This window comes from Streptomyces sp. CC228A, assembly GCF_021390935.1.
In the GTDB taxonomy this organism is placed as follows: Bacteria; Actinomycetota; Actinomycetes; order Streptomycetales; family Streptomycetaceae; genus Streptomyces.
Map to the genome: position 1 here is coordinate 62,951 of NZ_JAJPUI010000009.1, position 12,972 is coordinate 75,922.

Annotated in this window: 6 protein-coding genes; 3 read left to right on the plus strand and 3 right to left on the minus strand. The window is 70.1% G+C overall.

The window, feature by feature from the left end:
• Positions 1–121: 121 nt before the first annotated feature.
• Both L6E17_RS23820 and L6E17_RS23825 read left to right on the plus strand, forming a co-directional pair.
• Positions 122–7,291, plus strand: coding sequence for a polymorphic toxin-type HINT domain-containing protein (locus L6E17_RS23820; protein ID WP_236242795.1), 7,170 nt, complete (start codon positions 122–124; stop codon positions 7,289–7,291).
• Positions 7,292–7,358: 67 nt separating this feature from the next.
• Complete coding sequence (locus L6E17_RS23825; protein ID WP_236242796.1) at positions 7,359–7,712, plus strand: hypothetical protein; 354 nt, start codon at positions 7,359–7,361, stop codon at positions 7,710–7,712.
• Between the two features lie 456 nt (positions 7,713–8,168).
• Here the strand turns inward: L6E17_RS23825 and L6E17_RS23830 are convergent, their stop codons facing one another.
• Both L6E17_RS23830 and dnaN read right to left on the minus strand, forming a co-directional pair.
• Positions 8,169–9,386, minus strand: a complete 1,218-nt coding sequence (locus L6E17_RS23830) for an IS110 family transposase (protein ID WP_236238829.1) — start codon at positions 9,384–9,386, stop codon at positions 8,169–8,171.
• A gap of 428 nt (positions 9,387–9,814) precedes the next feature.
• On the minus strand, positions 9,815–11,011 hold the full coding sequence (gene dnaN, locus L6E17_RS23835) for a DNA polymerase III subunit beta (RefSeq protein ID WP_236242797.1): 1,197 nt from the start codon (positions 11,009–11,011) through the stop codon (positions 9,815–9,817).
• 371 nt (positions 11,012–11,382) lie between these two features.
• Here dnaN and L6E17_RS23840 point away from each other — a divergent pair, with 371 nt between their 5' ends.
• The gene (locus L6E17_RS23840) at positions 11,383–11,985 is read left to right on the plus strand and encodes a flavodoxin family protein (RefSeq protein WP_236242798.1); all 603 of its coding nucleotides are present in this window, start codon (positions 11,383–11,385) and stop codon (positions 11,983–11,985) included.
• A gap of 465 nt (positions 11,986–12,450) precedes the next feature.
• Here the strand turns inward: L6E17_RS23840 and L6E17_RS31630 are convergent, their stop codons facing one another.
• Positions 12,451–12,765, minus strand: a complete 315-nt coding sequence (locus tag L6E17_RS31630; RefSeq protein ID WP_374109131.1) for a hypothetical protein — start codon at positions 12,763–12,765, stop codon at positions 12,451–12,453.
• Between the last annotated feature and the right edge of the window lie 207 nt (positions 12,766–12,972).

Below are 12,972 nucleotides of genomic sequence, written 5' to 3' on the forward strand. Positions count from 1 at the left end.
TTCACCACCCCTGCACAATCACCTGGCTATTTGTCGTTTTCCCCGCATGCCCTCCCTCTGATGGCGCGCGGCGGAAGTGGGGGGTCACATGTCCTCGTCCGTTTCAGGACGCACCTTCCGCGTGCCCGAAAGCCTCAACCGGCTTTCCCCGCACGCGGTTTCGCGCGCGGCGTCGCGCTGGTCGAGCGCCGCGGTACGCCGCCGCAGACGCACCGCGCGCGCCCGCCGCCTCGGCGTCGCGCTCTCGGCCGTGCTCGCGGCGACGCTGCTGCCCGCCGAGGCCTGGGCCATCGCACCCCCGGCCCCCCGCAGCGGCCCGGTGCTGGACGCCCTCCAGCAGGAGGAGCCGGCGGATCCCGACCAGGCCAAGATGGAGGAACTCAGCGCCTGGTCCGGCTCGGCCGTCGAGCCGCCCACCGTGTTCGACCCCACGGCCATCACGCCTCCCGCGGGCGGTACCGCCCCCGTCACCCTGGACGGCGCGGGCGAGGACCTCGTGCCCGTCGGCACCCTGCCCGTCAGCATCGGCAAGGCGTCACCGACCGAGGCCGACCCGAACCCGCCGGCCCCCAGCGGCACCTGGGACGTCGCCGTCGAGCCCCGCACCAGCACCGAAGCGGCCGACGTCGACGGCGCCCTCATCACGGTCACCCCGCCCGAGAGCGGCTCCACACCCGTCGACATCGAGCTGGACTACGGCCAGTTCGAGGACCTGTTCGGCACCGAGTGGTCCTCCCGCCTCAAGCTGACCCAGCTCCCCCAGTGCTTCCTCACCACGCCCGAGCTGGAGGAGTGCACCACCCCCGTCGACGTGCCCAGCAGCAACGATCCGTCAGGCGACACGGTCCGCGCCACCGTCGACCCGGCCGCGAGCCAGGCACAGGGCCTGTCCACCCAGTCCGGCGGCGGCCCCGTCGTCCTGGCCGCCACCGACTCGGCGGCCGGCGCGGGCGGCACGTACAAGGCGACCCCGCTCTCCGCGACCGGCACCTGGTCGGCGGGCGGCAGCAGCGGCGGCTTCTCCTGGACGTACCCGCTGCCCCTCCCCGAGCCGCCGGCCGGGCCCGCGCCGAAGGTCGCCCTCTCCTACTCCTCCCAGTCCGTCGACGGCCGCACCTCCGTCGCCAACGGCCAGGCATCGTGGATCGGTGACGGCTGGGACTACCACCCGGGCTTCATCGAGCGCCGCTACCGCTCCTGCGACGACGACCGCTCCGGCACCCCGAACAACGACAACAGCACCCACAAGAAGAAGTCCGACCTGTGCTGGGCCGGCGACAACGTCGTGATGTCGCTCGGCGGCTCCGCCACCTCCCTCGTCCGCGACGACGCCACCGGAAAGTGGGTCGCGCAGAACGACACCGGCGCCCGGATCGAGTACAAGGCCAAGGACGGCAGCACCAAGGCCGCCCAGACCGGCAAGTACGACGGCGAGCACTGGATCGTCACCACCCCGGACGGCACCCGCTACTGGTTCGGCCGGGGCACCCTGCCCGGCCGCGCCACCGCCACCAACTCGACGGCCACGGTCCCCGTCTTCGGCAACCACAGCGGCGAGCCCTGCCACGCCACCGCCTACGCCGACTCCTCCTGCACCCAGGCATGGCGCTGGAACCTCGACTACGTCGAGGACGTCCACGGCAACGCCATGATCGTCGACTGGAAGAAGGAGCAGAACCGCTACGCCAAGAACGAGAAGTTCGCTCAGGCCGTCTCCTACGACCGCGACAGCTACCCCACCCAGATCCTGTACGGCCTGCGCGCCGACGATCTGGACGGCGCCCCCGCGGGCAAGGTCGTCTTCAAGACCGCCCAGCGCTGCGACGGCGACTCCGCCACCTGCTCCGACACGAAGTTCGAGTCCAAGAACTACCAGGACAAGCAGCCCTGGTGGGACACGCCCTCCACGCTCCACTGCAAGGTCGGCGCCAAGAACTGCTACGTCACGGCGCCGACCTTCTGGAGCCGCGTCAAGCTCGAGGAGGTCGAGACCTACGGCCAGCGCACCCCCGGCTCCACCGCCCTGTCCCCGGTCGACACCTGGACGCTGAAGCAGTCCTTCCCGAAGCAGCGCACGGACACCCACCCCCCGCTGTGGCTGGAGTCCATCACCCGCACCGGCCACAACCGGCCCGGCTCCCCGAAGGAGGAGGCCGACAAGGTCCTGCCGCCGGTCGTGTTCCTCCCGAACGTCGAGGACATGCCTAACCGGGTCGCGAAGAGCGCCACGGACGAGACACCGGACTTCGACCGCCTGCGCGTCGAGACGATCCGCACCGAGACCGGCGGCGAGATCCACGTCGACTACTCCGACCACTGCCCCGTCGGCACCGAACACCCCTCGCCCGCCTCGAACACCACCCGCTGCTTCCCCGTCCACTGGTCGGCGGACGCCGAGGCGTTCACCGACGAGCGCATGTCCAAGGACGGCTACCAGCCGCCGGTGGAGTGGTTCAACAAGTACGTCGTCGAGGCGGTGACGGAGAAGGACCGCGTGGCCCGCCAGCCCGACGTCACCACCACGTACACCTACGAGGGCGGCGGCGCCTGGGCCAAGAACACCGACGAGTTCACCAAGCCCGCCCTGCGCACCTACGACCAGTGGCGCGGCTACGCCGGCGTCGTCACGAAGAAGGGCGTCACCAGCGCCGACCAGACGGCCCACGACGCCACCCAGCAGTCCCAGACGCGCACCCGCTACTTCCGCGGCATGTCCGGCGACGCCGGCCGCGACACCGTCACCGTCAAGGACTCCACCGGCACCGAGACCCTCGGCGAGGACCTCCTGCCGTACCAGGGCATGCCGGCGGAGACCCTCACCTACACGAAGGCAGGCGGCACCCTCGTGTCGCGCACGCTGTCGTGGCCGTACGGCAAGGAGACCGCCTCCCGGGCGCGCACCGGCCTCCCGGCCCTGAAGGCGTACCGCACCGCCACGTCCCGCACGGACACCGTCGAGACCATCAGCGAAGGCCGCACCCGCACACAGCGCACCCAGCTGACGTTCGACCCGACGTACGGCGTGACCCTCACCGCCCAGACGCTCACGCTCACCCCGAACGGCACGGGCAGCATGACGACCGGCGACGAGAAGTGCACCACCACCTCGTACGTCCACAACACCGCCAAGCACCTCATCGGCCTCCCGCACCACTCCCGCACCACGGTGGGGACCTGCGCCGAGGCGGCGACGGCGACCGGCACGCAGATCATCTCCGCGCAGCGCGTCTCGTACGACGCCCTCGCCGCCTTCGGCACGGCCCCCCTCAAGGGCCTGCCGTTCCAGGTCGACACCGTCGACGCCGACGGCACCGGCTGGGTCACCTCCGCCCGTACCGTGTACGACGCGCTCGGCCGCAGCACCAAGGTCACGGACGCGGCCGGCCACGCGACGACCGTCGCCTACACGCCCGCCACCGGCCCGGCGTTCCAGACCGCCTCCACCAACGCCGCCGGACACACCACCACGACGGCCCTCGACCCGGCCCGCGGCACCGCCCTGTCCGTCACCGACGCCAACGGCCGCAAGACCAGCGGCACGTTCGACGCGCTCGGCCGCGCCACGGCGGTCTGGTCGCCGTCCCGCACCCAGGGCACCGACGCGGCGTCCGCGAAGTTCGAGTACCAGATCGAGGACAACGAGGTCCCGTCGGTACGCACCCTGGTCCTGCGGGACAACGGCACGTACAGCGACACCGTCGAGATCTACGACGGCCTGATGCGCCCCCGCCAGACGCAGACGGAGGCGCTGGGCGGCGGCCGGATCATCACGGAGACGCTGTACAACGCGAACGGCACCGCCCAGGAGACCCGCAACGCCTACCTGGCGGACGGCGAGCCGGAGACCCAGCTCTTCGCACCGCTGTCGCTCACGCAGATCCCGAACGCGATTCAGACGTCCTACGACGGCCTCGGCCGCCCCCTGCGCGCCACGACCCTGTACGAGGGCGACCCCCAGCACTCCTCCACGGTCGCCTACGGAGGCGACTGGACCCTCACCCGCTCCGGCATGTCGGTCAAGGGGGCGACCCCGCTGTCCGGCAGCCGCGCCGCGCGCACGTGGACGGACGCGCTCGGCCGCACCTCGAAGATCCAGCACTTCACGACCACGGACCTCACGGCGATCACCGGCACACAGCCCGCCGCCGGCACCGAGCCCGAGGACCCGCCGGCAAGCATCGACACGTCGTACGCCTACGACCCCCGCGGGCTCCTTTCGCAGGTCACCGACGCCGACGGCAACAAGTGGACGTACACGTACGACGTGCGCGGCCGCATGACGTCCTCCACGGACCCGGACGTCGGCGCCGGCTACTTCGGCTACGACGTACTGGACCGGCGGACCTGGACGAAGGACTCGCGCGGCCGCGCCCAGCACACGTCGTACGACGTCCTGGGCCGCCAGACGGAGCTGCGCGACGACTCCGCGACGGGCCCGCTCGTGGCGAAGTGGACGTATGACACCCTGCCGGGCGCCAAGGGCCTGCCGGTGGCGTCGACCCGGTACAACGAAGGCGCGGCGTTCACGTCCGAGGTCACGGGCTACGACCAGGAGTACCGCCCCACCGGCACCCGGATCACCATCCCGTCCACGCCCAGGACGACGGGCCTGGCCGGCACCTACACGTACGGCAGCACCTACACCGCCACGGGCCTCCTCCAGTCGGTGGACCTCCCGGCGACCCCCGGCGGGCTCGCCGCGGAGAAGGTCATCACCCGCTACGACGGCGAGGGCTCACCGCGCACGACGTCCGGTCTCGCCTGGTACACGGCGGAGACGGTCTCGAACCCGTTCGGCCAGGTGCTGCGCACCGCGTCGGGCGAGGCTCCGAACCGGGTGTGGTCGACGTCCGTCTACGACCAGGACACCGGCCGGCTCGTGAAGTCGACCACCGACCGGGAGACCCTCAACCCGAGCCGCCTCTCGACCCTGGCGTACGCGTACGACACGGTCGGCAACATCACGTCGGTCACGGACACCCAGTCGGCGACGCGGGTGGACCGCCAGTGCTTCGCGTACGACCCGATGGGCCGCCTGGCCCACGCGTGGACGGCGAAGACCCCGGGCTGCCCGCGCAGCTCGGCGGCCCAGGACGCCGGCCCCGACCGGGCTGACGTGTCGCCCAGCGTCGACGGGGCGGGCTACTGGCACTCGTATGCGTTCGACGCGATCGGCAACCGGACGGGCATGAAGGTCCACGACCTCACGGACGAGGCTCTGGACGACGAGTACGCCTACACGTACGGCAGCACGCCCTCGGGCCCGCTGCCCGCGGGAACCCACCAGCCGCACACCCTCGCACGGGTGGACGCGACGGTCCGCACCCCGGGCCAGACGGTGACATCCCAGTCGACGTACGCGTACGACGCCTCGGGCAACACGACCGAGCGGGTCATCGGCGGTGACACGCAGTCCCTGAGCTGGGACCGCCGCAACAAGCTGACGTCCGCCGACACGGACGACGACGGCACACCGGACGTGACGTACCTGTACGACGCGTCCGGCAACCGCCTGGTCGAGGACGACGGCACCACCCGCACGCTGTACCTGGGCGAGGTGGAGATCGTGGTCACGACCGCCGGCACCCCGGTGGACGCCCGCCGCTACTACACCCACCCGGGGGCGCCGACGACGGTCCGCTCCACGGGCGGCAAGGCGACGGGCCACAAGCTGACGCTCGTCCTGACGGACCACCACAACACCGGAGAGACGGCGGTCGACCTGGCGGCCGGCCAGGCGGTGACCCGCCGCAAGTTCGACCCGTACGGCAACCCGCGCGGCACCGAGCCGACCACCTGGCCGGACCGCCGCACCTTCCTGGGCGTCGGCATCGACGACCCGAAGACGGGCCTCACGCACATCGGCGCCCGCGAGTACGACGCGTCGACGGGCCGGTTCATCTCGGCGGACCCGATCATCGACATCGCGGACCCGCTCCAGATGAACGGGTACGCCTACGCCAACCAGAACCCGATCACCAACTCGGACCCCACGGGCCTCAAGCTCTTCGAGGGCAACAACGACGGCGGCTTCGACAGCGGCGGCTGCGGTGGATGCAATACGGCCGCGAAGGTCCACAAGCTGAAATACGGGAGTAGCGACCAGAGCGGCTACCAGAGTGGTTACTACGACAACCCCCTTCCTGTGCGGATCGGGTCCGCAGTGGTCACCTTCAAGAACCGGAAGACCTTCCACAAGGTCATGGCGAAGGTCGAGAAGAAGTACCCGGGGGTGTCCCGGGCGTACGACATGCGTAATGGCTGCGTGCGCAACGATTACGGCTGCGTTTCTGAGCTGCCATTCAGCCTGACAGTCGAGTACGCCATTCACGACATCGTCTGCTTTGAGGATGGGGCGTCTTGTGATCGTCGCAAGAAGCTCAGCGATGTCGTTGCTGAAGCAACGATGGACTTTTATCTCACCGGGGGTTTTGTTGCCAGAGGGCTGATGAAGCCCAGTAAGGGTTCCCGACCCGGACGCTGCCCCACGGGCGACAGCTTCGTTGCGGGGACCGAGGTCCTGCTTGCGGACGGCATTGTCAAACCCATCGAAGAACTTGAGGTGGGAGACAAAGTCCTCGCGACAGATCCGGAAACGGGCGAGGTCGAAGCGGAGACCGTAACGGCGACGATCTTCACGGCGGACGACAAGTCCTACGTCGATGTCACCGTCTCCACGGAAGACGGCCCGAAGGTCATCGTCGCGACGGACCACCACCCCTTCTGGTCCGAGTCGGAGAAGGCATGGCTCGATGCGGGTGAGCTCAAGCCGGGCATGACGCTCCGCACCGATGAGGGTTCCACGGTCGCTGTCAACGCTGTCCGCGCATACCAGGCCCGCCAGAACACCTACAACCTGACTGTCGCGGACCTGCACACGTACTATGTGCTGGCGGGGCAGACGCCGGTTCTCGTTCACAACAGCGGACCGTGCGGACCGGCCAAGGGCGCGGTGGGCGAAGCCAGAGCTATCCAGGAGCTTCAGGGCCGTGGTTACACGATCATGGGGACGCACGTGAAGCTTGAAGCTAAAGACGGGACGATATCGTATGTTGATGTCGTCGCAACCAGGAATGGTCCCGGCTTGGGTGCGCCCGAGTATTTTGAAGTGAAGAATGGCCCTTCAGCCAGACTGTCGCCTCCGCAGAAGACTGTGTATGGGCAGCTTGGGGATGGCGGGAATGTGATCCTGCGGTCCGACCAGCTGAGTAGCTGGGGCTTGAAGAGTGGTGATTTGCTCCCGCAGGCTGACGTCAACATAATCCTTTATGGCGGGGCAAAGGCATGGTAGGAGGGGTCAGGAAAAGAGCATTGGCAAGCGCCGAGCTCTACTGCACGCGAGACGAGGTGAGTGAAAGATGAGCTATGACCTGGCGGTTTGGCAAGGGGATGTGCCGGCCAGCGGTCGCGAAGCGGCTAGGGTGCATAATCGCCTTTACGACGAGTATCTCGACGGTGATGAGCTGTTCCCAGTGGTAAGCGTCATCGCCGACTTCCTGGCCGCCCTTACTGAGCGTTGGCCTGATAGGGATACCGGAGACGATACGCCCTGGGCTGCAACGCCACTTTCCAAAGGGGCAAGTGGGCCTTACGTTTACATCGCGCTTGCGTGGAGTAGCGCAGATGTGGCGTCTGCGTATGTGGCACAGGTTGCCAACAGATTTGGACTGAACTGTTTTGACCCTCAGATGAAGGTGCTTCGGTCAGGGTAGCTTCGACTCTCTTGGGAGTTTTCTGGGGCCCAGTCTCAGGGTTAACTCTCGGTCGCGTGAAATGTTGGCGTGAAACACATCCCGCTTAAAGGGTCGATAGCGCCAGCAAAGTTGAAGCCCCGTCAGGTGCGTCCTGGCGGGGCTTCTGCGTGGGGTGACGGCAGTAGTTGACGGCAACGTCAGTGGACGGTGGCTCCGCACAGCGGCGGGTCGTCGCCGTCGTTGCGGGTCGACTTGTCGTTGGCAGGGGCGTCCAGGGCGGTGCTGAGGGTGTCGATGGCGTCGCGCTGGAGGTGGAGGCGTACGTGGGCGTAGACGGTGGCGGTGACGCCGATGTGGGCGTGGCCGAGGAGTTCCTTGATGACGACGAGTTCGACGCCCTGTTCCAGGAGGGTGCCTCTATGTCTTTCGTCAAGGCACCTCTGTCGGGTTTCGGGTGGTTCGGGCTTGCTGAAGCTATGCGGCGAGTTCGACGTCCGTCGGTGTCCGGGGTTCGTAGAAGGTGCCGTCGCGGAGCATGGCGAACAGGACGCTGATGCGTTGGCGGGCGAGGCGGAGGAGTGCCTGGGTGTGGGTTTTGCCGCGGGCTCGTTGCTTGTCGTAGTAGGTGCGGGAGGCCGGGTCGGCGTTCATGCAGGCGAAGGCCGAGAGGAACATCGCCCGTTTGAGCTGCCGGTTTCCGCCTCGGGGTGCGTGTTCGCCGTGGATCGAGGTCCCGGACTGCTTCGTGGTGGGTGCGAGGCCGGCGTAGGAGGCGAGGTGGGCTGCGGTGGGGAAGCTGGTGCCGTCGCCGACGGTAACCAGCAGGACGGCGGCGGTCCTGACGCCGACGCCGGGCATCGACGTCAGGACCGGGGAAAGAGGGTGAGCCTCCAGCAGAGCGTTGATCTGGGCTTCCATCGCCCGGCGCTGGGTGTGAACAGCGGTGAGCGAGGCGGCCAGGGAGGGGATCACGATGTCGAGGGTGCCGGTGCCCGGGACCACGACGGTCTGTTCGTCGAGCGCGTCGAAGACGTCGTCGATCAGCCGGGTGGCCATGCGCGGGGCCTTCGGGCGGATCAGCTCCACGAGTCTGCGGCGGCCTGCCTTGCGCAGGGCGGCCGGGGATCCGTAGCGCTCCAGCAACCAGGTCACGGCCTGGTGGTCCAGGCGCGGGCCCAGGACGCGCTCCAGCGAGGGGTGGAACTGGGTGAGCAGACCGCGTATCCGGTTGGAGGTGCGGGTGGCCTCGGCGGCGAGGTCCTGGTCGAAGCCGACGAGCACGGTGAGCTCGGCAGTGATCTCGTCGGTCAGTTCCAGCGAGCGCAGGGTGTGCGGCATAGTCCGTGCGGCGTCCGCGATGACGGCGGCGTCTTTGGCGTCGGTCTTGGCCTCGCCCGGGTAGAGGTCGGCGATCCGGCGCATCGCGAGTCCGGGCAGGTAGGCGACCTGGCAGCCGGCGTCGCGGGCGACGGTCAGCGGCAGGGCGCCGATGGAGGCGGGCTGGTCCACGATCACCAGGACGGTGCCGAACTTGTCGCGCAGCTTGTCGAAGACGGCCCGCAGCCTGGGCTCGCTGTTGGGCAGCGGTTTGTCGAAGACCTTCTTCCCGCCCGGGGTGAGCCCATGACCGTGGTGGGCACTCTTGCCGACGTCCAGGCCCAGGAACACGCCCACGTCTTCGATCTCGAACATCGTGCCCCTTCCCAGGGGGTGTTGGCGGTGCCGGCCTCGGCTCGGGTGTCGTGCTCGCGCATCCACGTTATGCAGACCTGCCGCCCGCGAACTGTCCGGCATTGCGCCGGACCGGACGGTGGCCGGACCTCTGATCAGCGTCTCCGACGAACACCCCCGGACCCGGTGACACCACCCCCCAGGTCATGCCTTCGACAGGGGGCAACAGTCATGCCGGGCCCGGAGGCCAGCGGCCCCGTTGCGGAGCCGCAGAAAACATAACGGGGGTGGCGGTGGAGTGGCGGAGGCCGTGAAAGCGGATGCGGCGGAGGCCGCACTGCCGAGGAGCGTGGTGAAGGCGCGGGTGAGGGTGGTCGGGTCGATCGACCCGCGGCGTGCCCTTGTGAAGTCGCGCGGGACGGGGGCAGCTTCGGCACCAGGGCGCCCCCTCACACCCCCGGTGTCCGCATCGACATGAGGAGGTGCTGGTGGGTGGGGCCTGCGGTGAGGAGGGCGCGTTGGCCGGGGCCTTGGAGGTGGAGGTGGAGGGTGGACGCTTCGAAGGTGGTGAGGGCTTCCAGGAGGTACGCCGGGTTGAAGGCGACCGTCAGGGGGGCTTCGCCGTCCAGGTGGGCCGGGACGTGCTGGGAGGCCACGTCGTCCTCGTGGCCGGCCTGGAGGTGGACCGTGTCGCCGGTGAAGGTCAGGTGGATCGGGCTGTCCCGGTCCGCCACCACCGCCACGCGCTTCACCGCCTCCGTCAGGGGCGCCCGGTCGAGCGTGGCCGTTGCCGGGGTGTCGTCCAGGGCGAAGAGCTTGTCGTGGCGGGGCAGCCTGCCCTCCAGGAGGCGTGTCGTGGCGCGGCGCGTGGAGGTCGCCAGGGCCAAGGTGCCATCGTCGAGGGCCACGGTCAGGGTGCCCGGTTCGGTCGCGAGGGCGCGGGTCAGTTCCGCCAGGCGGCGGGCAGGCACCAGGGCCTCCACCGCGTGGGCCGCAGTCTCAACGGCCTCCGCCGCGGAGACCCCTGTCTCGGCAGTCTCCGTCGCGGGCGCTTCGGTCTCCGGGGCCGCCGCTGAGGGGAGCCCCGCGCCCGTCGGCTTCCACGGGATCGTGCGGAGGGCGTAGCGGTAGCGGTCCGTCGCCGCCAGGGTGAGCGTTCCAGAGGTGAGCGCCAGGCGGAGGCCCGTCAGCGCGGGGAGCGTCTCGTCCCTGCCCGCAGCGGCCGCCACCTGTGCCACCGCCGCCGCGAACGCCGGCGCGTCCACCTCTCCGCGCACCTCCGGTACGCCAGGGGGCGCGGGGTGGTCCTGCAAGGGCAGGAGGGACAGGCCGAAGCGGGCGCCCCCGGCCCCGAGCGTCAGGCGTGAGGGGCTGTCCACCGCGGCGGTCACCGGGCCTTCCGGCAGGACCCGGCACACGTCCAGGAGCCTGCGGCCCATGACCAGTGCCCGGCCCGGCCGTATGGTCTCCGCCTCGGTCTCCACGCGCGCCGACGCCTCGTGGTCCAGGCCCGAGACGCGGAGGCGGTCCCCCTCCGCCTCCAGCAGCAGGCCGCCGAGGAGGGGCACTGGCGACCGGGTGGGGAGGACCCTGGCCGCCCATGCCACGGCCTCGGTCAACGCGTGCTGCTCGATGCGCAGTTCCATGCCGTCGACGCTAACGGGTGCCACTGACAACGGCGGGGAGCTGCCGATGGCCGGGGCCGGACCCGGCGCGCGTAGCGGTGGGAAGTCCCCAGGGAGCCACCGGTGCCCCAGTCCCGGACCGGGGGCCCCAGTCCCGGACCGGACGCCCCTGTCGGCGGCTGTCCCCCCGGCGCGCGGCCGCGGGCCCTTCCCCCGTGGCGGGCTTCCCCCTGGCGGGGGCGCGGGGGCTACCAGCCCTGCCGGCCCTCCGGCCACGCGTACCACCGGACGTACGGGCGTACGGATGTACGGAATGCGGGGCCTGCTGGGGGAGTTGTCGTCTGTGCACGGCTGATCTTGTTCCAGCTCATGACCAGTGGGGAGTCGCGGCGATGGCTGCAGAGACAGAGCGGACGTTTCTTTTCGTGCTGGGGAGCACGCGCCCGGACGGCAACACCGAGCAGCTCACCCGGCGGGCCGCCGAGCGGCTGCCCGCGGGCGTCCGGCAGGAGTGGACGGACCTGCGGCAGCTGGCACTCCCGGAGTTCGCGGACCTGCGGCACACCGGGGACGGGACGCACCCGGCGCCCGAGGGGGACGCCAAGCGGCTGCTGGACGCCACCCTGGGCGCGACGGACGTCGTGATCGCCACGCCGCTGTACTGGTACAGCTTCTCCACGCCGGTCAAGCACTACCTCGACCACTGGACGGGGTGGATGCGGGTGCCGGGGCTCGACTTCAAGGAGCGCATGGCCGGAAAGACGCTGTGGGGGGTCAGCGTGCTCGCCGAGGAGGACCGGTCGGTGGCCGATCCGCTGCACGCGGCGCTGCGGCACACCGCCTCCTACATGGAGATGCGCTGGGGCGGGCTGCTGCTCGGCAACGGCAGCGCTCCCGGGCAGGTCCTGGCCGACGCGAGTGCCCTGGCCGAGGCGGCGGAGTTCTTCGCGCGTGAGCCCGTCGGCACGGCGGGGGCCGCGGTTGCGGCCGGTTGAGCGTCGCCCGTGCGGCGGGGATGCCCGGCCGGTGTGGCGCCCGGGTAGGGCCGAGGGGCGGGAGGGCCGCGGGCGCGGGACGGGCCCCGCCGGGGCCCGGTTGCGGGGCCGGGACTCGGGTGACTCTGTGCTGGTCGGACCGGGTCGCGGTGCGCCGCGACCCGGTCGTCCGCGTCGTCTCTCAAGAGAAGAACGTAAGAGGGAAAGAACCTTCCCCACCCACCCCGACCTACCCGTCACTCACACGAGTGGATTGTCCAACTGAGGCCAGGGTTTGGATGGTTGGGCGGCATATGCTCGCAGCGAGCACGAAGCCGACCACCGCAGACATGCGGCGGCCCCCAGCCGGACTACCGATCCGGGGAGGGGGCCTGACCACTCAGGAATGGACCTTCCCAAATGGATACCCAGCAGCTTAGCGCGGTGCCCCCCGCCGATGGCGCCCTTCCGGCAACCGCCCCCCGATCAGGCGTCGTTCACGTCAACGCCCGGCACACCCGCCACTTCACCGTCGTGGGCAACCACCTCGCCCAGCACCGGGGGCTCAGCCTGCTCGCCATCGGGCTCGCCCTGCACATCCAGTCCCTGCCGGACGGCGCCCGGATCAGCATCCGGTTCCTCGCCGCCCGCTTCCCGGAGAGCGAGGAGCGGATCGCCGCCGGGCTTCGGGAGCTGGAGGCCGCCGGATACCTGGAACGTGAGCGCAAGCGGCTCTCCAACGGCAAGCTCGTGACCCGGACCGTCTTCTACAACCAGCCCGCGGGCGTCGGCGGGGACCACCTGAAGGCCACCGCCACAGTCACCGCCACCACACCCGCCCCCGTGTCTGTGTCTGCGCCTGCGCCTGCGCCTGCGTCTGCGCCTGACGCGGGGGCGGGTGCGATGGATGACGCGGGGGTGGGCGCTGATGCCGGCGGGCGAGTTTCGGGTGCTGTGCCCGGCGCGCGCCTGGGTGTTGTTCCCGACGCGGGTCCTGCGGCCACGTAC

What these genes read in the sequence shown, in the direction of transcription:
- L6E17_RS23825 (WP_236242796.1), top strand. Translation starts at nt 7,359, where the DNA reads ATGAGCTATGACCTGGCGGTTTGGCAAGGGGATGTGCCGGCCAGCGGT.
- dnaN (WP_236242797.1), bottom strand. Translation starts at nt 11,011, where the DNA reads ATGGAACTGCGCATCGAGCAGCACGCGTTGACCGAGGCCGTGGCATGG.
- L6E17_RS23840 (WP_236242798.1), top strand. Translation starts at nt 11,383, where the DNA reads ATGGCTGCAGAGACAGAGCGGACGTTTCTTTTCGTGCTGGGGAGCACG.
- L6E17_RS23830 (WP_236238829.1), bottom strand. Translation starts at nt 9,386, where the DNA reads ATGTTCGAGATCGAAGACGTGGGCGTGTTCCTGGGCCTGGACGTCGGC.